Origin of the sequence: Novosphingobium sp. KACC 22771 (assembly GCF_028736195.1) — a bacterium.
Classification (GTDB): domain Bacteria; phylum Pseudomonadota; class Alphaproteobacteria; order Sphingomonadales; family Sphingomonadaceae; genus Novosphingobium.
Genome location: NZ_CP117881.1, coordinates 1,272,580 through 1,297,603, shown reverse-complemented (window position 1 = coordinate 1,297,603; position 25,024 = coordinate 1,272,580). Strand labels below are relative to the sequence as shown.

At 65.2% G+C, this 25,024-nt stretch carries 23 protein-coding genes and 2 tRNA genes; 6 read left to right on the top strand and 19 right to left on the bottom strand.

Going from position 1 to position 25,024, the window contains the following annotated elements; genetic code table 11:
• Nucleotides 1-135: 135 nt before the first annotated feature.
• The gene (locus PQ467_RS05895; protein ID WP_337995111.1) at nucleotides 136-612 is read left to right on the top strand and encodes an outer membrane protein; all 477 of its coding nucleotides are present in this window, start codon (nucleotides 136-138) and stop codon (nucleotides 610-612) included.
• Nucleotides 613-661: 49 nt separating this feature from the next.
• On the opposite strand, the gene trxA is transcribed toward PQ467_RS05895, so the two are convergent.
• The 8 genes from trxA to ahcY all read right to left on the bottom strand — a co-directional run bounded on the left by trxA (nucleotide 662) and on the right by ahcY (nucleotide 13,907).
• A complete protein-coding gene (trxA, locus tag PQ467_RS05890) occupies nucleotides 662-982 on the bottom strand; it encodes a thioredoxin (protein WP_168603902.1) in 321 nt (106 codons plus the stop codon).
• 62 nt (nucleotides 983-1,044) lie between these two features.
• The gene (gene addA / locus PQ467_RS05885) at nucleotides 1,045-4,551 is read right to left on the bottom strand and encodes a double-strand break repair helicase AddA (RefSeq protein WP_274175608.1); all 3,507 of its coding nucleotides are present in this window, start codon (nucleotides 4,549-4,551) and stop codon (nucleotides 1,045-1,047) included.
• Nucleotides 4,548-7,589, bottom strand: a complete 3,042-nt coding sequence (addB, locus tag PQ467_RS05880) for a double-strand break repair protein AddB (RefSeq protein ID WP_274175607.1) — start codon at nucleotides 7,587-7,589, stop codon at nucleotides 4,548-4,550. The genes addA and addB overlap by 4 nt, the downstream gene beginning before the upstream one ends.
• A complete protein-coding gene (locus PQ467_RS05875; RefSeq protein WP_274175606.1) occupies nucleotides 7,582-8,304 on the bottom strand; it encodes a nucleotidyltransferase family protein in 723 nt (240 codons plus the stop codon). The genes addB and PQ467_RS05875 overlap by 8 nt, the downstream gene beginning before the upstream one ends.
• Complete coding sequence (locus tag PQ467_RS05870; protein ID WP_274175605.1) at nucleotides 8,301-9,308, bottom strand: aminoglycoside phosphotransferase family protein; 1,008 nt, start codon at nucleotides 9,306-9,308, stop codon at nucleotides 8,301-8,303. Before PQ467_RS05870 ends, PQ467_RS05875 begins: the two co-directional genes overlap by 4 nt.
• Nucleotides 9,302-9,742 (bottom strand): tRNA (adenosine(37)-N6)-threonylcarbamoyltransferase complex ATPase subunit type 1 TsaE, encoded by a 441-nt coding sequence (gene tsaE, locus PQ467_RS05865; RefSeq protein WP_274175604.1) that lies wholly within the window; start codon nucleotides 9,740-9,742, stop codon nucleotides 9,302-9,304. Before tsaE ends, PQ467_RS05870 begins: the two co-directional genes overlap by 7 nt.
• On the bottom strand, nucleotides 9,742-12,135 hold the full coding sequence (locus PQ467_RS05860; RefSeq protein WP_443192977.1) for a PAS-domain containing protein: 2,394 nt from the start codon (nucleotides 12,133-12,135) through the stop codon (nucleotides 9,742-9,744). The genes tsaE and PQ467_RS05860 overlap by 1 nt, the downstream gene beginning before the upstream one ends.
• A gap of 368 nt (nucleotides 12,136-12,503) precedes the next feature.
• A complete protein-coding gene (ahcY, locus tag PQ467_RS05855; RefSeq protein WP_274175602.1) occupies nucleotides 12,504-13,907 on the bottom strand; it encodes an adenosylhomocysteinase in 1,404 nt (467 codons plus the stop codon).
• Between the two features lie 264 nt (nucleotides 13,908-14,171).
• Between ahcY and PQ467_RS05850 the strand changes: the two genes are divergently transcribed.
• A complete protein-coding gene (locus tag PQ467_RS05850; RefSeq protein WP_274175601.1) occupies nucleotides 14,172-14,651 on the top strand; it encodes a peroxiredoxin in 480 nt (159 codons plus the stop codon).
• Between the two features lie 69 nt (nucleotides 14,652-14,720).
• Here the strand turns inward: PQ467_RS05850 and PQ467_RS05845 are convergent, their stop codons facing one another.
• From PQ467_RS05845 to PQ467_RS05815, 7 genes are all read right to left on the bottom strand, one after another.
• A complete protein-coding gene (locus PQ467_RS05845) occupies nucleotides 14,721-15,464 on the bottom strand; it encodes a ParA family protein (protein WP_274175600.1) in 744 nt (247 codons plus the stop codon).
• A 129-nt stretch (nucleotides 15,465-15,593) separates the two neighbouring features.
• A complete protein-coding gene (locus tag PQ467_RS05840; RefSeq protein ID WP_274175599.1) occupies nucleotides 15,594-16,403 on the bottom strand; it encodes a hypothetical protein in 810 nt (269 codons plus the stop codon).
• A gap of 79 nt (nucleotides 16,404-16,482) precedes the next feature.
• Entirely contained in the window at nucleotides 16,483-17,379 is an 897-nt protein-coding gene (locus tag PQ467_RS05835) for an alpha/beta hydrolase family protein (protein WP_274175598.1), read from the bottom strand.
• A 30-nt stretch (nucleotides 17,380-17,409) separates the two neighbouring features.
• Nucleotides 17,410-18,024 carry a GTP cyclohydrolase I FolE gene (gene folE / locus PQ467_RS05830; protein ID WP_274175597.1) on the bottom strand — a complete coding sequence of 205 codons (615 nt, stop codon included), beginning with the start codon at nucleotides 18,022-18,024 and terminating at the stop codon, nucleotides 17,410-17,412.
• Between the two features lie 231 nt (nucleotides 18,025-18,255).
• Nucleotides 18,256-18,332, bottom strand: a tRNA-Arg gene (locus PQ467_RS05825).
• Nucleotides 18,333-18,393: 61 nt separating this feature from the next.
• Nucleotides 18,394-18,470: transfer RNA gene (locus tag PQ467_RS05820), tRNA-Arg, on the bottom strand.
• 69 nt (nucleotides 18,471-18,539) lie between these two features.
• Nucleotides 18,540-18,968 (bottom strand): (deoxy)nucleoside triphosphate pyrophosphohydrolase, encoded by a 429-nt coding sequence (locus tag PQ467_RS05815; RefSeq protein WP_274175596.1) that lies wholly within the window; start codon nucleotides 18,966-18,968, stop codon nucleotides 18,540-18,542.
• A 107-nt stretch (nucleotides 18,969-19,075) separates the two neighbouring features.
• Between PQ467_RS05815 and PQ467_RS05810 the strand changes: the two genes are divergently transcribed.
• From PQ467_RS05810 to PQ467_RS05800, 3 genes are all read left to right on the top strand, one after another.
• Nucleotides 19,076-19,273 (top strand): Flp family type IVb pilin, encoded by a 198-nt coding sequence (locus PQ467_RS05810; protein WP_274175595.1) that lies wholly within the window; start codon nucleotides 19,076-19,078, stop codon nucleotides 19,271-19,273.
• Nucleotides 19,274-19,488: 215 nt separating this feature from the next.
• On the top strand, nucleotides 19,489-19,671 hold the full coding sequence (locus PQ467_RS05805) for a Flp family type IVb pilin (RefSeq protein ID WP_168603916.1): 183 nt from the start codon (nucleotides 19,489-19,491) through the stop codon (nucleotides 19,669-19,671).
• A 266-nt stretch (nucleotides 19,672-19,937) separates the two neighbouring features.
• Nucleotides 19,938-20,120 carry a Flp family type IVb pilin gene (locus PQ467_RS05800; RefSeq protein ID WP_274175594.1) on the top strand — a complete coding sequence of 61 codons (183 nt, stop codon included), beginning with the start codon at nucleotides 19,938-19,940 and terminating at the stop codon, nucleotides 20,118-20,120.
• A 160-nt stretch (nucleotides 20,121-20,280) separates the two neighbouring features.
• Here PQ467_RS05800 and PQ467_RS05795 read toward each other — a convergent pair whose 3' ends face one another.
• Genes PQ467_RS05795 through PQ467_RS05780 form a run of 4 tightly spaced genes read right to left on the bottom strand, consistent with a single transcriptional unit; the run spans nucleotide 20,281 to nucleotide 24,269 of the window.
• A complete protein-coding gene (locus PQ467_RS05795) occupies nucleotides 20,281-21,228 on the bottom strand; it encodes an acetyl-CoA carboxylase carboxyltransferase subunit alpha (protein WP_274175593.1) in 948 nt (315 codons plus the stop codon).
• A gap of 49 nt (nucleotides 21,229-21,277) precedes the next feature.
• A complete protein-coding gene (locus PQ467_RS05790) occupies nucleotides 21,278-22,177 on the bottom strand; it encodes a tyrosine recombinase (protein WP_274175592.1) in 900 nt (299 codons plus the stop codon).
• Nucleotides 22,174-24,060, bottom strand: coding sequence for a hypothetical protein (locus PQ467_RS05785; RefSeq protein WP_274175591.1), 1,887 nt, complete (start codon nucleotides 24,058-24,060; stop codon nucleotides 22,174-22,176). Before PQ467_RS05785 ends, PQ467_RS05790 begins: the two co-directional genes overlap by 4 nt.
• Entirely contained in the window at nucleotides 24,060-24,269 is a 210-nt protein-coding gene (locus PQ467_RS05780; RefSeq protein WP_274175590.1) for a hypothetical protein, read from the bottom strand. The genes PQ467_RS05785 and PQ467_RS05780 overlap by 1 nt, the downstream gene beginning before the upstream one ends.
• A gap of 89 nt (nucleotides 24,270-24,358) precedes the next feature.
• Between PQ467_RS05780 and PQ467_RS05775 the strand changes: the two genes are divergently transcribed.
• Nucleotides 24,359-25,021: a shikimate kinase gene (locus PQ467_RS05775; RefSeq protein WP_274175589.1), complete on the top strand. Its 663-nt coding sequence runs from the start codon at nucleotides 24,359-24,361 to the stop codon at nucleotides 25,019-25,021.
• Nucleotides 25,022-25,024: the final 3 nt, after the last annotated feature.

The following is a 25,024-nucleotide window of genomic DNA, read 5'->3' as shown; positions in this document are numbered from 1 at the left end:
ATGATACAGGGGACTTTGGAGATGCGTTTTCCATCCGCTATTACATGTACAATTCTTTCCTCCATCTGTCTTTTCTCAACCCCGGCATTCGCAGGCGGCAAACTGCGCGCAGAAGCGGTTGTTGGCTGGGACAGCGTGGCGCAATCGACAACTTCCCCGGTCGTCAATGCGTTCGGCTCCAGCAAGGTCAATGGTACGGTCTATGGCGGCGCAATTGGCTATGATCTGCCCGTGGCGTCGATCCTGTCGATCGGGGCGGATGCCGAAATCAACGGCAGTACGGGGCGCCACAATTTCGGCTCGTCATATTTGCGGATCGGGCGCGATCTTTATGTCGGCGGCCGGGTCAGCCTCAAGATCCTGCCTTCAACGAGGATCTATGGCAAACTGGGTTATGCCAACGGCAATTTCGCCAGCGAGGCGGGCTATTACGGCCATGGCCTGTCGATGATCTTTAGCGACAACGTCAATCTGAGCGGCATTCGCGCAGGCGCCGGAATTCAACAGACGATCTTTGGACCGGCCTATGTGTTGGCCGAATATCGCTATACCAATTACAGCTCGGGCTTTACCCGCAATCAGGTTGTGACCGGCGTCGGGGTCCGTTTCTGATTTATGTGGGGCAAAACGCTTGCCTGCGCTCTGCCCCACATCGAAACGATCAGAGCGCGCCCTGAATCCAGGCCTTGAGCTGGCTCTTGGGCGCCGCGCCCAGCTTTTGCGCAACCGGCTTGCCATCCTTGAACACCAGCAGCAGCGGGATCGACTGGACGCCGAACTGGCTGGCGGTTTCGGTGTTTTCCATGATGTCCACCTTGGCGATGGTCACTTCCTCGCCCAGTTCTTCGCTCAGCTCTTCCAGAGCCGGGCCGATCATCTTGCAAGGACCGCACCAGTCGGCCCAGAAATCGACCACAACCGGCTTGTCAGAAGCCAGCACGTCGGTGGAAAAGCTTGCGTCGGTAACCTTGATCGTGGCCATGGCCTGAAATCTCCTGAAATGTTGTGTCTAAGATAGTCGATGATGGGGCGGGCGCAACCACCCTAGACCGTCAAGCTTTCCTGCGCGGGCCTTAAGCTGGCCTTGTGCGGGGCCAGCAGGCTTTCGGACAAGGCGATGAGATGCGGCCCGGTGGTATAGAGCAGCGCCGCCTCGACCCGCCGCCCCGGATAGGCAACCTCCAGCGCGGCAACATAGGCCGCCATCTGGCGCAGGATCGCGACGGAAACCTGCGCGGCATGGGTGGCCGGGCGGCGCGCGGTCTTGAAGTCAATCAGGCGGATAAGATCTGGCATAATCAGCAAGCGGTCGATGGTCCCGGCCACCACCTGCGGCCCGACCGTGGCGGCAATAGGCACTTCGGCCAGAGCATCCGGCCCGAACAGGTCCGCCCATTCCGGGTTGGCCAGCACGTCGATGGCGGCCTGCGCCATCTCGCGATGCGCCGCCTCGTCCATATCGCGCGCTTGCCGTGCCAGCCATGTCAGCGCCGCCCCCATCGGATCGGCCGCGCCGGGCAGGCGTTCGAGCAAAGCATGGATCAGCGTGCCGCGCCGCGCCGCTGCCGCACGCGCAGGCCCCAAAGCCGTCGGCGGATCGGCGGCCGTATCCTCACCCAGCGCCGAGGGCGCGAGCGGGCGCGGCGGCCGCGCTTCCTCGGGCGCGGCGCGGGTCAGCCAGCCCGGCTTGCCCGCCTCCATGCCCAGTTCCATCGTCTCGGCCTGCCATTGCGGCGCCTGCGCCAGCGCGCCAAACCGCGCCTCCGCGCCCCACAGCGGATCGGCCACCCAATCCTCGGGCGCAAAAGTTTCGGCAAGGCGGGCGTACCAACTGCCCTTGGCCGGTTCCTTTTCATTCGCGGCCAGAGCGCCGCCGATGAACAAGGCCTCCTCGGCCCGCGTCATGGCGACATAGAGCAGCCGCCAATGTTCCTCGCCCTCGGCTTTCAGCGCGCGGGCGGCGGCCTCGGCAATCGGTCCCTGCCGCTCGTCCTTGCCCAGATTGGGCAGAGGTACGCTGCGTTCGTCCCCGGTGATCGCCGAGCTGGGGTCGGCAACAGAAAGCGGCGAGCCCTTGCTTTTGGAGGGATCGCCGGTCGCGTCGGCCAGAATGACGATCGGCGCCTGCAAACCCTTGGAGCCATGCACGGTCATCACCCGCACCAGTCCGTCCGATTTGCCCGCCTCGCGCTTCAATTCGCCATCGCCCGCGTCAAACCATGCGAGGAACCCGACAAGGCTGGGCGTGGCCGTGGCCGAATAGGCGTGGGCGGCGTTGATCAGTTCATCGAGCGGATCGTTCGCCTCGCGCCCCAGCCGCGCCACCAGCTTTTCACGCGCGCGCCACGGCCCCACCAGCAACCAGTGGATCAGCACCGGCACCGGCTCGAAATCCGCCCGCGCCAGCAATTCGTTCAATTGCGCCACCACATCGCGGGCCAATGCCGCATCGCTACGCCGCAGATGCGGCCACAGGCGCCCCTCGCGCCAGCCATGTTCAAGCAATTGATCCTGCGACCAGCCGAACAAGGGCGAGACCAGCAACGCGGCCAGATTGAGATCATCCAAAGGCTGGGCGGCAAAGCGCAAAGCCGCCACCAGATCCTTGACCGCCAGCGGCGCACCCAGCCGCAACCGGTCTACCCCCGCCACCGGCACGCCCGCCGCATGGAGCCGCGCCACGATCAGCCCGGCCAGCTCGCGCCGCTTGCGCACCAGCACCATGATATCGCCCGCCCCGGCCCGGCGCGCCACCTTGCGCCCCTTGATCAGCGGGAAACCATCGGGCGAAAACAGCCAGTGCTTGACCTGCCGCGCGATGCGGTCGGCCATCTCGCGCTCCGGGCGCGAGAGCCAACTATCCTCGCTGTCGTCATCCTCATCGCCGCCGCCATTGGCCCCGCCCACGGGGCGCCACAGCGTCACCAATCCGGGCCGCGCCTCGCCCTGATGCGGCTCTGGCGCGGTGTCGAGGCCAAAGGCAGGGGCGCCCAGATGGGCAATCGCCCGGTCGACAAATTCCAGCACCGGCGCGGCGGTGCGGAAGGATCGCTCCAGCCCCAGTTCCATCAGGCGATGCGCCTTTGGCCCGCCCCGGATCGCATCGGCATTATCGGCCGCGCCGCCCATGCGGGTCTTAACCCTCTCGCGCGCGGCGGCGAAGTTTTCCGGGCTGGTGCCCTGAAAACCAAAGATCGCCTGTTTGAAATCGCCCACCACAAACAGCGTGCGCGCCGCTTCGGCATGGACGCCCTCGCCTGCGAAAAACTCCTCGGTCAGCGCCTCGATGATCCGCCATTGCTCGGCATTGGTGTCCTGCGCCTCATCCACCAGAATATGGTCGAATCGGCGGTCCAGCTTATACCGAATCCAGTCGGCCATATCGGCCCGGCTCAGAAGATCGGCGGCATGGGCAATCTGATCGTCGAAATCGATCAGCCCCTCGCGCGCCTTGGCCTCCTCCCACGCCAGCGCATAGGCCCGCCCCAGTTCCAGCGCCGGAGCCAGCCATGCGGCCAAAGCGATCAGCGCCCGCCGCGCCTTGACCGCCTCGATCTTCAACCCCACCCGATAGCAATATTCGCCATAATCAGGCGCGATATTGTCGAGGTTTTTGAGATAGGAGGGCACGCCATCCTTGGTGAACAGCGCCGAATAGAGATCGCCCAGCCGCTCCAACCGCTGCTCGGCCCCGGCCTCCAGCCAGTCGCAGATCGCATTGGCCTTTTTCTCGGCCGTGGCGGTCATGTTGCCCTTCTTGTCGGTCCATTGCTTGACCACATCGAGCAACCAGCGCACCGAGCGGACATCAAACGCCTCGTCCTCGCACATGGCCACGACCTGCGCCATGGACGCATCAGCGGGCAGGCCCAGCGCCTGTTTGACCCGCGGCGCCACCGGCACCTGCCAAGCGCCCGGCCCGAACCACAGCCCCCGCGCGCCCGCACAGCGCATCAGCCAGCCCTCGACCGCATCCCCGCCCATCCGCAAGGACAGCGAGGCCAGCGCATTCAACAGCCCCGTATCCCCGCGCTTTTCCGCGTCCAGCAACAGATCGGCCAGCACCTGCCGCGCCAGCAGGGTCTTTTCATGCTCCTCCATCGGCCGCGCGCCCGCGCTCAACCCCGCTTCCTCCGGGAAGGCCGCCAGCAGCCATTGCGAGAACGCATGGATCGTATCAATCCGCAGCCCCCCGCCGGGGCAATCGAGCACCGAGGCAAAGAGCGTGCGCGCCCGCGCCTGTACATCAGGCGTGTAAGGGGCGCCGATCGCGTCCAGCTCGGCGGCCAGCCGCGTCGGTTCGGCCCGCACCCATCCGGCCAGCTTGCTGTTGATGCGCTCGGCCATTTCGGTCGCGCCCGCCTTGGTAAAGGTCAGGCACAGGATCTGTTCGGGCCGCACATGGGCGGTGAGCAGCAAGCGCAGCACGCGCGAGGAGAGCACCTGCGTCTTGCCCGTCCCCGCGCTGGCCGAGAGCCAGACGGTTTCATCGGGCAGCACCGCCAGCGCCTGGTTGCCATGCAGCGGGTGCAATGTCTGAGGCTCGCTCATGCCTCTTCCTCCGGCACTTCATCGGCCCCGATCCAGCCGATCCATTCATCCAGCCGCATCAATTGGTCATAGTCATTATAGCTGGGAATATCGGGCCGCAGCCGCGCGGTGAAAGGCGCCTGACCCAGCAGCCATTGGCCGATGGCGTCGGTCAGATATTCCTCGGTCCGGTGCAGGAATTCCTCACGCGGGATGCCTGATTTCTTGCGCCCCTCCAGCACCGGCTCGTCGCGCCAGCCGAATCCGGGGTCTTTCTTGCGCCGGGAAAGCGACCAATATTCAAAGACATTGGGCACGCCATCGACATCCTTGAACCCGCCATCGGCCGCGATCATGCTGATCAGGCCCAATTGCAGCGCAAAGCCGGCCTCGACCATCTTGCCGCTGGGCGGGCCGCCGGTCTTGTAATCGACCACGGCCAGCTTGCCGTCGGGCATCCGGTCGATGCGGTCGGCGCGGCCATGGATGCGGATGCCGTCGATGCGCATCTCGCCCCGGATTTCGGTGGCCAGCACGCGGCGACCCTGCGCGGCCAGATCGGCCACTTCCTGGTCGATCCATTCCAGCGCGGCCAGCAGACGCGGGCGCCACAGGCTCCGTTCGAGCGGGTGCGCGCTCATGCCATCCAGCACATTATTGGCGGTTTCGACCAGACGCCCGCGCGGCGCACCATCCTTGTGCCATGCGTCGAGGATGGCGTGGACCGCCGTGCCGCGCCATGCCGCGCTGGGTTCGGCGTCCAGCGGGTCGAGCGCTTTCAACCGCAGGATGGCTTGGGCATAGAATTGATAGGGATCGGCACGCAACCGGTCGAGAGCGGTGACGGCGATATCGACCTTGCGCTGCTCGGCGCTGGGCATGGGCTGGGGGCGTGGATGCGGCGGGGCCAATTTCCCCACGTCAATGTCGCGGGCATAGGTGACGGCCAGCGTCTCGGCATGGTCCTTGGCCAGTTTCTCGCCCAGCATGGCCTGTACGCGCAGGACAAAGCGGCTGGGGATCACCGGTCCGCCCTCGTCGCGATGCGCCCAACTGAGCACCACCTGCGGCGCGCCAAGGCATCCGGCAAGGTCATGCGCGGCCAGACCAATGCGAAACTCCGCCCCCGGCACGCCCAGATGGCGCAGCACCGCAGGCGGCAACAGCGGATCGGGCGAAGGGCTGCCCGGCCATGAACCCTCGGTCAGGCCGCCGCAGATGACCAGATCGCTGCGTGTCATGCGCGCTTCAAGCAAGCCGTAGATCGCCACACGCGGATGGCCGCCCCATGGCGGGCGCACCGCCACCTTGTCCATCGCATGGCGCAGCACCGAGGCCAGATCGCGGACCTGAAGCACCGTGCCCTCGGCCGAGGCGGCCAGACGCAGCCCATCGACAAAGCTGGAAAGACAGCGCCCCGGCGCTTCGGCCCATAATTCCTCGCCGCACAAGGCCTCGCCCGCCACGACCAGCGCGTCGAGCAGATCGGCCAGAGGCGCTTCCTCGGGCAGGCTCATCAAGGGGCCAAGGATGCCCTCGACCTCGTCCCACCATGCGGTCAGGGGGCCGGGCCCGCGTTTCTCCTCGATCCGCTCGATGATCGCGCGCAAAGGCGCCAGCCCCGCGTCCGGCCTTGGCCCGCGCAGCGCCAGATCCAGCACGCGCACATGGTCGAGCCACAAAGCGCGCCCTTCCGTCCCGCCCACCATCGGATGGCCCAGAAGCGCGATCAGCGGCACCGGCGGCGCGCCCTCGCCCGCCACCTCGGCCAGCAACAGCAGGAGACGTCCCGCCGCCGTCTGGGGCAAGGCGCGGCCCGCCGTATCATCCGCCTTGATGCCCCAGCGTTGCAGATGGGCCACCACCCGGCTCGCCAATCCGCGATCGGGCGTGACCAGCGCCACGCGCTTTTCCGGCGTTTCCAGCGCCTCGCGCATCAGGATGGCGATGGCTTGGGCTTCCTCGCCCGGATGCTCGCTCTGCATCAGGCGCACAGCCGCAAGCCGCCTCTGCCGCTCGGCCAGATCGACCCAGCGCGCCGAAGCCTTGGCGGGCAGGAACAGGTTCGAGATCGCCTTGCTGCGCTCTGGCGGCGCCGCTGAAGGTCCGGCGCGATGCCACAGTTCCAATTCACCCCGCGCCACGCCCATGCGGTTGAGCAGCAGTTTCAGATGATATTGCGGATGGGTCAGCGCATCCTCGCGCCCAAACGGCGCATCGCCCAATTCCGGCCCGACGCCCGCATGGCCCAATTCCTCCCACACCTTATCATCCAGCGCGAGATCGAGATCGGGCAGCACCACCGCCCCGCCCGGCAGTTCGGCCACCACCCGCAAAAACCGCGCCAACCAGGGCGAAGCGCTGGTGATGCCGGCGGCCACCACGGCATGGGGCGGCGGATTGTCGCGCCAGACCTGCGCCGCCCGGTCGAACAGGCGGTTGCGGCGCACCGGCGGGTCCACCTCGCCGCGCGCGTCCAGTTCGGCGCGCCAATGGGCCTGCACGGTCAAAAAGGCGCGGGTGGATTGGCGCCAGTGCTCGGCCTGCTCGCCAATGATGGCCAGCACGTCATCTTTGAGCAGATCCTCAGGCGCGATGCCTTCGACGGCCAGACGGTCAATGCTTTGCGCGATCTCGGCCGCGCGGCGCAGGCGCACCGCCCCGCCTTGCGCGCCCTCGGCCCCTTCGACCTGCGCCAAAATCTGGGCCAGACGCAGCCAGCGGCGCGTGGGATCGGCGGCGGGGGGAATGTCGGACGCGCCGATGGGGTCGAGCAAAGGCCCCAGCGCTTCGTCCAGATCAAGATCGCCCACGATGACCATGCGCGGCAACAGCAGGCCACCCGCCCCGCCGCGAAACCCATCGGTCCCGGCGCGCACAAAGGCCTCGGTCAGATTGCGCGCGGCGCGTTGATTGGGCAGCAGCAGCGTCAGCCGCGCCAGCCCCAGATCGGGATCGGCATAGCGCGGGATCAGCCCCGCCACCAGGGCATCGGCAAAACCGCGATGGGCGGGGATCGAATAAACCTTTGGTATCCGGGCCGCGACCCGGTCAGACACGGTTCAGCGCTTCCTCGGTCGGGGCGATGGATTGCGGCGTGCCCACCTCAAACCACTTGCCGGTATGGACCAGACCATAAAGGCGCCCCTCCTCCATCGCGCGGTCCCACAGGATATTGGTGGAAAACGCCCCCTGCGGCGCATCGCGGAGCAGGCGGTGAGAAACGATCTGAATGCCGGTGAAGATGAAAGGCGCGACCTTGCGCGAGGCGCGGCGCGACACCCGCCCCAGCGGATCGAGCGAAAAATCACCCATGCCGCGATAATTGCTGGCGTCCGAATGGCGCACCATCAGCAGCAGCGCGTCCATGCGTTCCGCGTCCCATGCCGAGGACAGGTCGTGAAACACATCGACCGGCCCATCGAGCCAGACATTGTCGGAATTGAGCGCAAAGAAGGGATCGGGCAGCAGGCCATCCTGATACGCCTTGACCATCCCGCCGCCGGTTTCCAGCAGCATGGCTCGTTCGTCCGAAATGGTCACGACCGGCTTTTGCCACTTACCCATATGGGCCAGCAGATAATCGGCCATGTAATGGACATTGACCACGGCCTTCGCCACGCCCGCATCGACCAGCTTGTCGAGCGCATGGTCGATGAGCGGGCGCCCGGCCACCGGCACCATCGGCTTGGGGCGCGTGGCGGTCAGCGGGCGCATGCGCTTGCCAAGGCCGGCGGAGAGCACCATCGCGGTGTCGGAGACCAGAGGTTTCATGCTGCAATCCTTCCGCCATGGGCCGCGCGGATTTCGGCCGGGATATTGTCTGCAAACCAGCGCGCCACCGGGGCCAGAGCCGGATGGGCCAAATCGCGCTCCATCGCCGCCCAGACGCGCGGGATCATGTCGAGATAGCGCGCCTTGCCATCGCGGCGGCACAGGCGCACGAAAATGCCGACGATCTTGGCGTTGCGCTGCGCGCCAAGCAGAGCGTAATCGGCAAGGAAGGTGTCGCGGTCAAAGCCGGTGGCGGCAAGGTAATGCTCGATCATTGCGGCCTCGATTTCGGGCGAGACATCGCGGCGGGCGTCCTGCAGCAGGCTGACCAGATCATAGGCGGGATGGCCGACCAGCGCGTCCTGAAAATCGAGCAGGCCCTGATCCGCCAATCCGCCGGGCAACAGCATAATATTTTCCGCATGATAATCGCGCAGGACCGTGACCCCGCCCGTAGCGTTATAGGCATTCTGGCGCGCAATCATCGGGGCGAGTGCCTCCTCCCACGCGGCATCATAGCCAGCCTCATCGACGCTCAGCCCCATCGCGGGGGCATACCATTCGGTCAGCAGCCGAACCTCGCGCCGGTAAACCGCCCAATCATACGGCGCCCACGGCCCGCCCGGCAATTTGGTCAGCGCAACGAGCGGAGCCAGCGCGCCTTCATAGACCGCGCGCTCGTCCTGCGGGCGTTCGTCCAGCCAGTCGCGCACCCGGTCATTCCCGAAATCCTCGAGCAGCACCCAGCCCTGCTCTGCCTGCTGCGCCAGAATAGCGGGCGCGCGCAGGCCATGATCGCCCAGCCATTCGGCCACGGCGAGGAAAGGCGCGGGGTCCTCCTGCGGCGGCGGGGCGTGCATCAGCATCGCGACCTCGCCCGTTGCGCGGCGCAGGCGGAAATAGCGGCGGAACGAGGCATCGCCGGGCAAAGGTTCCACAGCGGCATCGCCCCAACCGGCATGGGCGGCAAATTCGGTCAGGCCATCGGGCAGGTTGTTCAGCATGGCACGCGCCCTAGCCAATCGGCCCCCGGTTCGACAATGGCCCTGCGCCCTTCATCCGCAGTTTCGAGCGTGATCGACAGGCATCCCGGCTCATGGGCGAAACCGCCCGCCATCTGCGGCCATTCGGCAAGCAGCACCCCGCCCTCGCGATACTCGTCCAGCCCCAGTTCCTCAGCTTCCGAAGGATCGGCAAGGCGGTAGAAATCCGCATGAACCAAAGGAAAGCGCAGGCCATCATAGGGCTCGATGATCGCGAAACTGGGCGAAGGCACCTCGCCCTCATGGCCCAGCCCGGCGATGATCGCGCGGGCCAGCGTGGTCTTGCCCGCACCCAGCCCGCCATTCAGCGCCACCACATCGCCGGGGCGCAAAGCGTCGGCAATCGCCATGCCCCACCGCTCCATCGCGGCCAGATCGGGCAGCAAAATTTCCATCAGTCCAGCTCCACAATCGCTGCCGTGCCCTGCCCCGGTTCGGACAGGAGTTCGAGGCTGCCGCCATGCGCTTCGATCAATTGCCGCGCCAGAGGCAGGCCAAGCCCCTGCCGCCGCACCGGGCCGCGGGTGTCCGGGCTGGTCGGCTGGATCGGCAAACCGTCGAGCGCGCGGGCCAGCGCGGCGCGGTCCATGCCCGGCCCATTGTCGGAAATCACTACGCGGGCGCGCTGTTTCCCATCGCCGTTTTTGCCATCCTTTTGGCGCGAACGATGCCGCCCCACCTCGACCAGAATGCGCCCGCCCTGCGGCGTAGCGTCCAGCGCATTGTCGAGCAGATGCGCCAGCGCGCGGCCCAGACGGCGCGGATCGGCCTCGATCCTGCCTGCATTCAGGCTGCTGCCGCGCAGATCGAGTTCGAGGTGCTTTTCCGTCACCGCCCCCTCGCGCTCCTGCACCAGATCGCGCATCAGGGCGAAGAGATCGACCGGCTCCAGCGCCAGCGGCAGCATCCCGGCCTCGGACTGCGAGAGGTCGAGGACATTCTCGATCTGATCGCTCAGGCGCGCCACCGAGCTCAGGATCGCGCCCACATATTCGCGCCCGCTCTCGGACAGATCGCCGCCAAGCCCCGCCTCCAGCAATTCGGCAAAACCGCCGATCGAGGTCAAAGGCGTGCGGAATTCATAGGACATATTGGCCAGGAAGCGGGTCTTGAGCTGGTCCGCTTCGACCAGCGCAGCATTGCGTTCGCGCAGCGCCTCCTCGGCCTTTTGCGAATCGGTGATGTCCAGCACGGTCAGCAAGCCATTGCCATCGGGCAGCGGCACGCCCGCATATTCCAGCACCCGCCCATCGGCCAGCGCCACGCGCCCTCCGGTCTGGCGCCGCTCCAACGTGGCCGCGCGCACGCCATCGCCCACCGCCTGCGCCTGATCCGGGCGGGCGAGTTGGGCGGCGATCCGCTTCATCACATCGTCAACATGGGGATGCTCGTCGAGAACCTCGGCCTCCAGCCCCCATGCACTAGCAAACAACCGGTTCCATAATTGCAGCCGCCCATCGGGGGCAAAGACCGCGACCGCCTCGAACAGGCTGTCGAATGTGGCCGTGCGGGTGCGCAGCAGCGTGTCGCGCATGGCCGAAATGCGCAAAGTCTCGGTGCGATCCTCGACCACCATCAGCAGGCCGCCATCGGGCATCGGCTGGGCCACAACGCGCAGATGGGTGCCATCCGAAAGCGGCCACGCCTCCTCCTGCGCGCCGGAAGCGGCGAACCACTGGGCGCGCTCCTTGCGCCAGGCGCGATAGTCGCGCATTTCGGGCACGCGCCCGGCCTCACGCGCGGCATCGAGCAGGCGCTCAAAAGGCGCGTCATGCATATCGGCCGGGCCCAGCGCGAACAGGCGCTGGAACGGCTGATTGGCAAAGGTCAGGCGATGGCGCGCATCAAATTGCGCGACGCCCGAGGAAAACAGATCAAGCATCGAGCGCTGCGCCTCGCGGAAGGCGCGGAAAGCGCGGGAGATTTCCTCCATCTCCTCGATGTCGACGGCATAGCCCGCCACACCTTCGTCGCCCAGCGGCAGGTCGGAGACGCGCAGCGCCCGCCGCTGGCCGCCGATGGTGGCGGCCACAATGCGCTCGGCGGGGCGCTTTTCCAGCATGGCGCGGGCGGCAACCTGCGCCGGGGTCTGACCATCGACCCGCTCGACCAGTTCCAGCCCGCCATTGACCACCGATTCGGCGTTTTCCGCCCCCACGGCGCGGACATAGGCCGAATTGACCAGCCGCAGCTCGCCCTGCGGCGAGCGGAACCACATCGGGATCGGCGCCGCCTCGATCAGGCCGACCAGCGCGAGAAAATCGCTCTTCGACCGGGCGGTTTCGGCGCGCATCCGGGCGATCTGCGTCTCGGCCTCGCTGGCGTCAAACACCCAGACCTGCGCCGAACCGGCGGGCGCCACCTGCGGATCGGCCAGACCGCCGCGCAGCGAAAGCGATCGGCGCGAACCGCGGGGCGAAATGGCAAGATCGAACGAACGGCTGGTGCGCTGGGCCGAGAGCACGGCCTCGGTCAATTGCGCCAATTGCTCGGCACTCAATCCGCGATCAGGTTTACCGTCATCCAACTCGCTCAAAAACTGGGGCATGGCCGAAAAACCCAGCCACGCGGCCAGCCGGGGCGAACCTTCGATCCGCCCATCGCTGCGCACGATCAGCAATTGCGCCGGGCTCTCCTCCACCATCCGGGCCAGCCGTCGCGCCTGGCGCACCGCGCCCGCCGCCGCCCGCCCCCGCGCCAGCGAGGACAGCACAGCCCAGCCCGCCGCCACCGTCCAAACAGCCAGCAGCAAGCCCATGACAACCATGGCAAGAGGGGTCCATTGCATCGCCTATCAGCTAGGCGGGCGGGGGGCGGTTGGCAATGGGGGATGATGTTTAAGGGGGTAGGTATGCCTCCGGCGGGCAAAGGGCGGGGGCCCTTTGCAATCCCATAAATGGGGTGGGAGGAGGTTTGCGGGGGCAGTTTTGGACGGATGGTTTGAAAGCGAAGGCAGGCCCCAAAGCGCCGCAGGCTTTAAAATTCAAACCTCGCGTCCGACATCCAAGGCCAAACACACAGCACCAACCCCGACAGTACCGGGATTGCAAAGGGCCCCCGCCCTTTGCCCGCCGGAGGCATAAAACCCCAAAAAACAAAAACGCCCCGCAAAGGATCTCTCCCCCACGAGGCGTTTTTTGCATCAATCCGAAAGGATCAATAGCGGTAGTGATCCGCCTTGAACGGCCCGGCCTGCGGCACGCCGATATAGTCGGCCTGCTTCTGGCTGAGCTGGGTCAGCTTCACGCCCAGCTTTTCGAGGTGGAGCGCGGCGACCTTTTCGTCGAGGTGCTTGGGCAGCACATAGACGTCGTTCTTGTATTCGTCCGCCTTGGTGAACAGTTCGATCTGGGCCAGCGTCTGGTTGGTGAACGAGGCCGACATCACAAAGGACGGGTGGCCGGTGGCGCAGCCCAGGTTCACCAGACGGCCCTTGGCCAGAATGATGATCTGCTTGCCATCGGGGAAAGTCACGAGGTCGGTGCCCGGCTTCACTTCGTTCCAGGCATAGTTCGACAGGCCCGAAATCTGGATTTCGCTGTCAAAGTGGCCGATGTTGCACACGATCGACATGGGCTTCATCGCGGCCATGTGCTCGGCGGTGATGACGTCTTCGTTGCCGGTGGCGGTGACGAAGATGTCGGCGCGGGTCACGGCTTCTTCCATCGTGACGACTTCATAGCCTTCCATCGCGGCCTGCAGCGCGCAGATGGGGTCGATTTCGGTCACCATCACGCGGGCGCCGCCATTGCGCAGCGAGGCGGCCGAGCCCTTGCCCACGTCACCAAAACCGGCAACGCAGGCGACCTTGCCGGCCAGCATCACGTCGGTAGCGCGGCGGATCGCGTCAACCAGCGATTCCTTGCAGCCATAGAGGTTGTCGAACTTCGACTTGGTCACGCTGTCGTTCACGTTGATCGCGGGGAACGGCAGCTTGCCCTGCTTGGCAAGGGCATAGAGGCGGTGAACGCCGGTGGTGGTTTCTTCCGAAACGCCCTTGATCGCCTTGACGCTGGCGGTCAGATAGCCCGGCTTTTCCTTGAGGAAATTCTTCAGCGCGCGCACGAACTCGATTTCTTCGGCGTTGCTGGGCTCGAACAGCTCTTCGCCTGCCTCAACGCGCGCGCCCCACAGGGCGAACATCGTGGCGTCGCCGCCATCGTCGAGGATCATGTTGCAGGGTTCATCGCCCCAATCGAAAATGCGGCCCACATAGTCCCAATATTCGGCCAGGCTCTCGCCCTTTACCGCGAAGACGGGGATGTTCTGCGCGGCGATGGCGGCCGCGGCGTGGTCCTGCGTCGAAAAGATGTTGCAGGTGGCCCAGCGCACCTCGGCGCCCAGCGCAACCAGCGTTTCGATCAGCACGGCGGTCTGGATCGTCATGTGGAGCGAGCCGGTGATGCGCGCGCCCTTGAGCGGCTGCGAAGCGCCATATTCGGCGCGCAGAGCCATCAGGCCGGGCATTTCGGTTTCGGCAATGGCGATTTCCGCGCGGCCATAATCGGCCAGGCCGATATCGGCGATCACATAGTCCTTCTGGGCTTCCAGCGTGGTCACGAAAGGGCTCCTTAGAGAGTGGGCGCCAAAAGGGGCGCCAATCATGTTCGCCCTTTAGCCCAGCACCCGTCCCCGCGCAAGGGACATAAAGGAACCTTTATATCCCTTGCCGATCGCCTGCGGGAATTTCCGCGTTACCCCAGCTTCTCGGATAAATTCGTGCCCGCAGGCCGCTGCGTGGTTGCGACTGCGAAAGGCCGGCTTATATCTGTGCGCGACAGGAGGCGGAAAAACGCTATGCCCGCCCCGCATAAGGAGAAAGCCATGACCATCGCCCCCGGTGACAGCCTGCCCGACGTCAAGCTCGTCAAGTCCACCGAATCCGAGCGCGAACCCGTTCAGACCGCCGAATATTTCAAGGGCAAGAAGGCCGTGATCTTCTCCGTCCCCGGCGCCTATACGCCCACCTGCTCGGCCAAGCATCTCCCCGGTTTCGTGGACAAGGCCGCTGAACTCAAGGCCGCCGGCGTGGACGAGATCGTCTGCACCGCCGTCAACGATCCGTTCGTGATGGGCGTCTGGGGCGCGCAAAAGGGCAGCGCCGATGTCACCATGCTGGCCGATGGCAATGGCGAATTCGCCGCTGCTCTGGGCCTGACGCTCGACGCTTCGGGCGCTGGCCTCGGCACGCGCGGTCAGCGTTTCGCCCTCGTCGTCAATGACGGCGTGGTGGAAAAGGTTTTCGTCGAAGGTCCGGGCGAATTCAAGGTGTCCAGCGCCGAATACGTGCTGGAAAACCTCTGATTTTCCGCTGACCTTTCGGTCGCAAAATGCCCCGGTGCCGCAGCGGCGCCGGGGTTTTTTGTGCGCCCCTTACGCCGCCTTTTCGTCCAACAGCTTCACCTCGATGGCGCGCCACAGGCGATCGAGCGCGCGGGCCGGTTCGCAATGGGGCGCGAAGGTGCCGATGGGGGCGCGGCGAAAGGCGGTCTGCTCGATCATGCTGGCCATGGGGATCGCCGGAAAAGGCGCCATTTTGCCCTCGCGCGCGGCCCTGTGCCCTTTACGCCGCGCATCATACATGGACATCACCGGCAGCAGCGGCGGATGCCGCCCATTCTCGCGCAGCAAATCGCGCCGCAACAGATCGAGCGCCCGCGCCGCCAGCGGCGAAGCAGGCAGCGGCACGATCAGCACATCGGCCGCAGCGATGATCTGCTCGCTCACCTCATTCTGCATCGGCGGGCAATCAAGGATGATCCGCGAGAATTCGCGCCGCAGCGGCCAGGTCAATTGCGCCAGCCGCTTCTTCTGCCCCAATCGCGCCAAATGCACCGGCAGGCTGCGCAAACTGTCGTCGGCGCGCAGCAGGGAAAGGCCCGCATAAGGGGTCGGCTCGATCAATTGCTCGGGCCGCCCTTCGCGCTGAAACAGGCTGGCCGCGCGCATCCTTGGCGCTTCCTCCATGCCCAGCAGGAACCCTGCCCCGCCCTGCACGTCCAGATCCCACAACAGCGTGCGATGCCCGCCCAGCGCGGCCGACCGCCAGGCCAGATCGACCGCCAGTGTCGTCTTTCCCACGCCGCCCTTCGAACTGTAAACTGCGATGACCGCCATAATGCCGCATGCTCGAAATGGTTAAAGGACTCTTAAATCCCATGACCGACCTCTCGCATGATGCTGCATTGCGCAAGGGAGGAATCGGGGCTGGTTCAAAATGGGATCAAACCGGCCCCGAATGCTGCTTCAATATTGGGACATCGGGATGGGTGTATCCCCACTGGTCATCGAATTGTTGCCGAAAGACCGCGATGCCCCGCCCGATTGCAGGTCCATCGACTTGGGGCTGCCCAACAGATTGTTGTCGGCCATGATCGCATCATTGCCGTTGCCGATCACCCGCACGCCCGATTCGCTGTTCGAGAGAAACAGCGAGCGATAGATCTTGGCATGGGCCATCGCGTCGGCGCCCGCCACCAGCACGCCCACGCGATTGTTGAAAATTACCGAATCGTTGAGCGTCACCCGGCAGTTGATCGCGCAATTCATATAGACCCCCGCCCCCACGTCGGTTTTGGCCACGCAATCCTTGATCGAAACATGGTTGAGCAACACGTCACCGGCCCGCAGCACACCCACCCCAAAGCTGTAGGCAATACCGCGCGCCGGGGCGATGCATTCAATCGCCACATTGTCGAACACCACCTTGTCCGTGCTGGCCGCGTTGATGATGACCGAGGTGACCATGGATATCTGGCCATATTCCGATCGGATGGTCACGCTACGGTCGATGGTGGCCGAACCGTAAATGCCGCTGTCCATGACCGAGATCGTGCCGCCCGCCGATGTCTGGCGGATGGCATAGCCCAGCGTGGCGCAGGGGGCGAGCGCCAGACAGCTCCCACTGTCCAGCCCCTCGGAGGAGAGCCATGTCTGATCCACCAGGGCCTGGGCCGGGGCGGGCATGAACAACAGGGCGATCAACAGGCACACCGTCAGGCGAAGCCAGCGGGCGGCAGCGGGGAAAGCAGGGGCGTTGCGTATCATCATGGCCATGGAATGCGGCCCGCGATGATTTTCGTCGAAGGAAACTCGGTTCAATTCCGAATCGATTCCGCGCCCGAATCGCCCCTTCTCAGCGATGCGCCCGCATGTAGGGCCCCAGGAACCGGATGATGCGCGCCTCCAGATCAATGCGCCGGTCCGACCAACTGTGGTCGGTGGCCCCATGCCCAGTCTCCAGCTTTTTGCCCCCCGCCTTGCGAATCGCGGCCACCAGCGGCGCCACATGCCCGGCCAGCCCATCATCCGAAGTCAGCACCAGCAAAGGCCGATCCGCCAGCGCGCCCGCCTTGGCGGTAAAATCATAATCGGCCACATGCGCGCCCAATTCCTCGGAAAGCGCCTCGGGCGTGGTGGCCAAGGATTCCATGTTTTCGGCCATCATCTTCGCACGCGCTTCTGGCGGCATGGCGCCGATCATGCCGAAATTGCCCGCCGAAATCATGCCCAGCGCCACCAGATTGCGATCCTTCGCCCCCGCCATCGCGGTCACCCACGCGCCCATGCTGTGGCCCACCACGGCCATATGCGCGGTGTCGATGCCCAGCCGCTTTGCATTGGCCGGATCGCGCAGATAGGCCAGTACGGCCTCCAAATCCTGCGGGTTCTGGGCAAAGCGGAAGGTGCCGGGGCTGCCCCATGATCCGCGATAATTGAAGGTGATGGCATGCCACCCGGCACGGCGCAGCGCCTGGGCCAGATCGAGATTCTTCTCATTGCCGGGAAAGCCGTGGCAGATCACCACCGTGGGCCGGGGCCCCGCGCCGCCCGCCAGATAGGCCACGCCATTGATCTCCACCCCGCCGCTGGGAATATGCAGCACCTCCATCCGCGCGGGGTGGGCCGCATCATGAACCGGATCGGTATAAATCGCGGGCGGGACAGGCAGCGGTTTGGCCGCCGCCGGGGCCAGAGGCGCGAGGAAGCAGGCAGCCAGGAGGACGCGGCGGGCGAGAGCGGAAGCGTTCATGCCCCACCCTCTCACCCGCGCCGCGCCGGATCAATAGCCCATCAGGCTCAGCACTTCCTTGCGGCTGCGCGAATCGGACAGAAACGCGCCCATCATCCGGCTGGTCACCATGCCCACGCCCGGCGTTTTCACCCCGCGCCCGGTCATGCAGCCATGCTGCGCCTCAATCACCACGGCCACGCCGACGGGGTCGAGATTGTCCCAGATGCACTGGGCAACCTGCGCGGTCAGGCGTTCCTGAATCTGCAGGCGGCGGGCAAAGCCGTGGAGAACGCGGGCCAGCTTGGAAATTCCCACCACGCGCTCACGCGGCAGATAGGCGATGCTGGCCTTGCCGGTGATCGGGGCCATGTGGTGCTCGCAATGGCTCTGAAACGGAATGTCTTTCAGCAGGACGATCTCGTTATAGCCGCCCACTTCCTCGAACTGGCGCGAGAGGTGGACCGCCGGATCTTCATTATAGCCCTGACAATATTCCTTCCAGGCGCGGGCCACGCGCGCGGGCGTGTCGATCAGCCCCTCGCGCGAGGGATCATCGCCCGACCAGCGCAGCAGCGTGCGAATCGCCTCCTGAACCTCGTTGGGAACCGGCAGCTTGCCGTCATCGGCATGATCATGGTCATGCAGGTCGAAATTCTCGTTCATTCTGCGCTACTCCGGCATCCTGCGCCAGGCCGGCTGTCGGGGCGTCAAGGAAAAGTCCTCTCGCGGCATCGTCAGCGCGGTTTCGGGCCAGCAACATTTACGCGGGCTCATGCCCTGATAAGGCGCTCGCTTTCGGCGCATATCACGGTCAAAGCAAGAACAATTCGCAGATTTTGATGGAAAAGCCCCAAGGGGCAATAGGGCCGTTTTTTTCCGCAGGCCTTTGTGTGTTGGTGCACCCGGAGCGATTCGAACGCCCGGCCCTCAGATTCGTAGTCTGATGCTCTATCCAGCTGAGCTACGGGTGCACACTGACACATTTTCCCAAACGGCCTAATAAAAGACCGACCATTTCCCCCGAAAGGGAAGTGGTGCACCCGGAGCGATTCGAACGCCCGGCCCTCAGATTCGTAGTCTGATGCTCTATCCAGCTGAGCTACGGGTGCCTTGGAGCCGCGCCTCTAAGGGGACTGCTCCGGCTTGGCAAGAGGAAAATGACATTTTGTAAAAACTAATTATTTTCCCTCTCGCGCAACCGCCGCGATCCAGCGCAGCAGGTCACGCGCCAGCGGCACATCGAGCGGCGGCATATCCAGATCGAGCAGCGCATCGGGCGCAACCCACGAAAATTGCTGGCCTTCCCGCGCCACCGGATCGCCCCGCCAGACGCGCGCGGCGTAAAGCAGCAACAGGATCCGTCGACCTGCCCCCTCGTGAGGCTCGCTATGGGCAAAGCTGACCGGCATCAGCGCGCCCGCCTCCAGCCCCACTCCCAGCTCCTCTTCCATCTCGCGCAGGGCGGCCTCGCCCGCCCCCTCGCCCGGATCCACTTTGCCGCCGGGAAATTCCCAGAGGCCGCCATGCTGCTTTCCCTCCGGGCGGCGCTGCATCAATATGTGCCCGTCATTGCGCAACAGCGCCACGGCCACCACGGGCAGAATCATGCCAAGACCTTTCCTTGCAACCCGGGAAAATCCACCATTTCCGCTCAAGATCTTATTAACCGAACATCGGCACAATAACATCGCATCGAAACTGAGCGGGCCCGGTTATGTCTATTGCAAAATTGCTGGCCCGACTCCACCGCAACGAAAGCGGGCTGGCCGCTGTGGAATACGGATTGCTGCTCGGCGTGATCGTGCTGGTCATGATTGCCGCGCTCAGCGGAGTGGCCAACAGCATCGTGCAGACGTGGAACAACGTCGATACGCAGGCGCAGGTCGCCGTGCATAACGCAACGGCCTCTTAGAGCCCCCAACCTCCTGCCGACCGATACGCTGCCCCGTGCGCGCGTCGCGCGCAACGGCGGCCCCGCACGCAAATGCTTACCTCCGACATCCGCAAAACCCGCGAGAATGCTGGCCGCGCTGACGGATTGTTAAGACATCTGGCTTAGGAGGAGGAAGCCGCCGAGCTGAGACGGGAAAACTGGCAGGGCGGAAAGACTGCTACAGGAGACTGACCATGAAGTTCATCAACAAGCTGATCCGCGACGAAGCTGGTGCGACCGCCATCGAATACGGTCTGATTGCCGCTCTGATCGCCGTTGCCGCCATCACCGCGATGAATGGCCTGGGCAACCAGCTCAAGACCACGTTCAACACCACCTCTTCGCAGATGTCGACGGCCAACGCCTCGGCTGCCTAATCGCATGACCTGACTCAGGTGCCTGACCAAAGGTCGGGCGCGATTTTGAGGTAATGAGCAGAGCGGCGGGGAAACCTGCCGCTCTGTTTGCATGTCTACTTAATTTACAAAACTCACGATTACTCGGAACAAGCCCGAGAATTTCAAATGAAATTATTGGTTATCAAAGACAAAACTATCTTTTTGGTATCGCTTTATCAATATCTTATAAGTATCTATCCGGATGTCGGCGGATGAGACGTGGCCGACAAGACCGGAGACCGACCATGAAATTGCTCAACAAACTGATCCGTGATGAAGCAGGCGCCACCGCCATCGAATATGGCCTGATCGCGGCTCTGATCGCTGTTGCCGCCATCACCGCGATGAACGGCATGGGCAACCAGCTTTCCACCACCTTCAACACGACCTCCTCGCAGATGTCGACCGCCAACGCCTCGGCTGCCTGATAGGGGCGCTTCCGGGCGATCCATCCTGCCGCCCGGTTGATCCCGCGGTTGATCCAAGCCCGCCATGGGCGCCAAACTCTGGCCGCCTATGGCGCAAAGCAAAAGGGCGCAGCGCCCCCCGACGCCGCGCCCTTCCGCAATATCCGGCCTGATTCGCGCCTCAATCGGCGCCGATGGCCAGAAAACGCTCTTCGCGCATCGCCAGCAACTGCCGGGGCTCCATCTGGACCAGCTTGTCCAGTTCCTCGCCAATCGCCTTGCCCAGCGCCTTGGCCGCCGCGTCAGGATCGCGATGCGCCCCGCCAACCGGCTCAGGCACGATACGGTCGATAACCTTGAGCGCCAGCAGATCCTGCGCCGTCACCTTCATCGCCTCGGCGGCATCGGCGGCCTTTTCGGCGGTGCGCCACAGAATCGAGGCGCAACCTTCGGGCGAAATTACTGAATAGACCGCATGCTCCATCATCAGCACGCGCTCGGCGCTGGCCAAAGCCACCGCGCCGCCCGAGCCGCCCTCGCCCACGATCACGGCCACCATCGGCACGCGCAGCGCAAGGCAGGCCTCAGTCGAGCGGGCAATGGCCTCGGCCTGACCGCGCTCCTCGGCCTCAACGCCCGGAAACGCGCCCGACGTATCCACCAGCGTGACCACCGGCAACCCGAATCGGCCCGCCAGTTCCATCAGGCGAATCGCCTTGCGATAGCCCTCCGGCTTGCCCATGCCGAAATTGTGCTTGATGCGGGTGGCGGTATCATGGCCCTTTTCATGGCCGATCAGCATCACCTTGCGGCCATTCAGAGTCGCAAAACCGCCGATGATCGCATGATCCTCGCCATACAGGCGATCCCCGCCCAGCGGCACGAAATCGGTAAAGATCTTTTCGACATAATCGACGAAATGCGGGCGCATCGGATGGCGCGCCACCTGCGTCTTCTGCCAAGGGGTCAGCGCGCGATAGGTGCTGGCCAGCAGGTCGGCGCTCTTGCGCTCCAACCGCCCCACCTCGGCGGAAATGTCGAGGTCGCCCTCGGCCGCCGTTGCGCGCAATTCCTTGATGCGCGCATCCAGCGCGGCCACCGGCTTTTCAAATTCGAGATAGGAAACCATGGGGCATGGCCCTAGTGCGATGCGCAGGTTTGGGCAAGCCTTTCAGCCGTCAGCCAACCGCTCTGGCCGCCAAAGGATGCCGCTGGTTCACCAATTCGACCAGACGGGCCGCATCGACATGGGTGTAAATCTGGGTCGTGCCAATATCGGCATGGCCCAACAACGTCTGCACCACGCGCAGATCGGCGCCCCCTTCGAGCAAATGCGTGGCAAAGGCATGGCGTAGCACGTGGGGCGACAGCCGCGTCGGGTCCAGCCCCGCCCGCGCCCCCAATTCGCGCAGCAATTGAAACAGGCGCACCCGCGTCAGGTGCCCATCCTTGCCGGTGGAGGGGAACATATAGCGCGATTCCCGCCCCGCCCCCCGGATCGCAATCCAGCGGCGCAGCACATGGCCCGCGCGCGCGCTGATCGGCACCATGCGCTGCACCCCGCCCTTGCCGGTGATGGTCAGCAAAGGCGCATCGCGCGGCGCGGCGCTGATCGGCAAAGACACCAGTTCGGTCGCGCGCAGGCCCGAACCATAAAGCAGTTCCAGACAGGCCAGCGTGCGCAAAGGCTCGCGCCGGTCGCCCTGCGCCTCCAATTCGGCGCGGGCAAACAGCACGCCAATATCCTCATGCCCCAGAATGCGCGGCAAGGGGCGCCGCTGGGCCACGCGCGGCAGGGCCGGGCTGGGATCGTCCTCGCGCCAGCCCTCGTCGATCAGGAAACCGTAGAATTGCCGCAAAGCCGAGGATTTGCGCGCCACGCTGGCGGGCGAGAGATGGCCCCATGTCGCCGCCAGCCGCTCCAGCGCGGCCACATCGGCGGTTTCAATATCGCCCAGCACATCCTCGGCCCCGCGCAGATCGCGCTCATAGGCCGCCAGCGTGTTGGCGGCCGCGCCGCGCTCCGCCGCCAGCATGGCGAGGAAGGCGGCCACCGGCGCCGAAGGCTCTCGCCTCACCCGCGCGCCACGGCTTCGGCGGCAATCATCCGCGCCTCGGCCCCCATCCCCACGCGATTGAGCGCCGAGGTGATGTGATAGAGATAGCGCGGCGTCATCTTGGCCCAACTGTCGCCCTGCATGCCCAATCCGGCCAGTAGCGCCACCAGCGCGGGATTGTTGACGCCCGCCGCCGTGTCGATCGCACCGGTCCAGCGGGTCTGACCCGCCACGCTGCCATTGACCTTGCCCAGCAGCGAATCGCGCGTCGAATCCTTGATTCGCCCCAGCCCCGAGAGCGCCGCGATCAGCAAGGCGCTGCGATGCTGGCCATCGGATTTGTCATTGCCGATAAAGGTTTCGACTGCCCCTGAATCGACCTCGCCGCCCATCGGCAGAGCCAGCGCCAATTGCGCCCAGCCCGGCGACCCAGCCTCGACCACCGGCCGCCACAGCGCCGCATTGCCGTCAAGCCCCGCCGCCAGCATCGAAGCGATCAGATCCCCCGACTGCGCATTGAAATCCGCCGAAGGCGCCAGACGCGCCGCCGCATAGGCGGTCAGCACCATGCGGGCATAGCGCGAATAGGGATTGGCGGCCCCATCCCACAATTGCTGCATCGCGGCCACGCGGTCGGCCGGGGCCACGCCCACATAGGCATCGCGCAGCAACAGCGCACGCTCGGCCGGGCCGCCGGTGATGTCATCATTGCTGTAGATCTGGCTGTAGAGATCGACCATCGCCGCGCCCGACAGCACACCCGCCGCGCCAGCCACATCGGCGGCATCGGCGCGCAGCCCCAGCCCCGCCATGGGCGAAAGCGCGGTCATGTCGGCATAGACCAGCCCGGCCTTGGCCAGCAGCGCGTCGGGCGGGGCCAGCCCCACCGCCAGCGTCAGCCCATGGCGCATCGGGGTCAGGTCATTGACATTGTCCCACTCGATCTTGACCGCCCGCGCCCGCGCGCCGCCCACGGCCCCGGCATATTTCTGCGCCAGTTCCATATCCATGCCGGACAGCACCTTGGCCTTGCCCAGGCGGTCAAGCTCCGACTGGCCGGTCGAGGTGGCACCGCCATAGGTCTGGCAAATGCTGCGCATCACCTGCCACGCAGCATCGTCGCGCGCGGCATAGTTGAGCTGCATCACCGGGCAAAAGCCGGTGAAATCGCCCGTGGCAATATAGGCGTCCATCGCCGCCTGGGTCAGCGAGGCGTCGTAATTGCTGGGGTCAATGTCCTGCACCAGCGCGCGCGCCGCCACGCCTTCGCCCATGCGCAGCAGCAGCGCGGCGCGCAGGGCGGTAAATTCGGTGGGCGCCATTTGCGCCGGAGCATCCAGCCGCGAGGCCAGCGCCCGGCGCAGCAGGATATGGCCCCAGCGCGACACCATCTGGCCATTGTTGCCCGCCAGCACCGCGCGCACGAGGCCCGCATTCTGGCCCGCCAGCGATTGCGGCGCCATGCCGCCCTCGCCCATGTCGAGCAGGCCGACCTCCTTCATCGCGCGCTGGGCGCCGGGGGGGATGTCATATTTGGGGATAAGGCCGAGCAGACGATCGAGCTTGTCGGGCGGCAGGGCGACCAATTGGTCAAACGAACTGATGCCGTCGGGCAGCACCACCGGCCCGGTGGCCGAGGCCGCGCCGATGGCGGCAAGGCCCGATGGCGCCTCGACCACAGCCTGGGCGGCGATGGTGGGCTCGGGATTGGGGCCGATATCGACGCGGGGCTGTCCGGGGCGCGCGGCGGGCGCGGCGGGGGCCGGCGCGCGGGTGGGCCGCGCGGCGGGGCGGTCAAAACCGGGGGGAAGCAGCGATTCGGGCCCGCCCTGCGCCCATGCGCCGCCCGCGCCCAACAAGGCCACCAGCGAGCAGACAAGAAGTGGCCTGGCAATCCGTTTCATCACTTCACCTGTCCGTTCACGCCGACCTGTTTGGTCGAAAGTTCCACCGCCATTTCGTGCATCTGCACCGGCCCGCCCTTGATCCAGGCCAGCACCACGATCCCGCCAGCCAGCAACACGGCCAGCGCCAGCCACCACAGGCGATAGGATTTGCCCGATCCGTTTCTGCCGTTCTTCTTGCCGCTATCGCGCCGGATCGTGATACTCAACGCCAAAATCCTCGAAACAGCGGCCCGAAGCGGCCCGACATCATGCTATGCTTGCGCCGCCGGTTAGCAAAAGTATAGGCAGCCCGGCAATGGATGAAGATCACACTCTTTCCGAAAGCGCCAACGAGGCGGCTCATCTGGCCGCGGTTCTGGCGCGTATCGACCGCCCCATCGTTCTGGTGGGCATGATGGGCGTGGGCAAAACCAGCCTGGGGCGGCGTCTGGCCGCCTTGCTGGGCGTGCCTTTTGTCGATGCCGATGACGAGATCGAGAAGGCGGCGCATATGCCTATTCCCGATATTTTCGCCACGTACGGCGAGGCTTTCTTTCGCGAGGGCGAAAGGCGGGTGATCGCGCGATTGCTCGGCGAAAGCACGCCCGGCGATGCGACCAGCGGGCTCAAGCTGCCTCACGCCGGCCAGGGCAAGGCGGGGCTAAAGGTTTTGTCCACCGGCGGCGGCGCGTTCGTGAATGACGCCACGCGCGAACTGATTCTGGCGCGCGGCATTGCGGTGTGGCTGGATGCGGAACTGGAAACGCTGGTGGATCGCACCGCGCGCAAGGGCAACCGGCCTTTGCTGAAAAACGGCAATCCACGCGAAATTCTCTCCAATCTCAAGTCCAGCCGCGAGCCTTTCTACTCGCAGGCCCCGATCAAGGTGATGAGCGGCAATGTGCCGCACGCCCGCACCTTGGCCAGCCTGATGGTTTCGCTGGACGAATGGCTCAATGCCCATGGCGCGAAAGGCTGATTG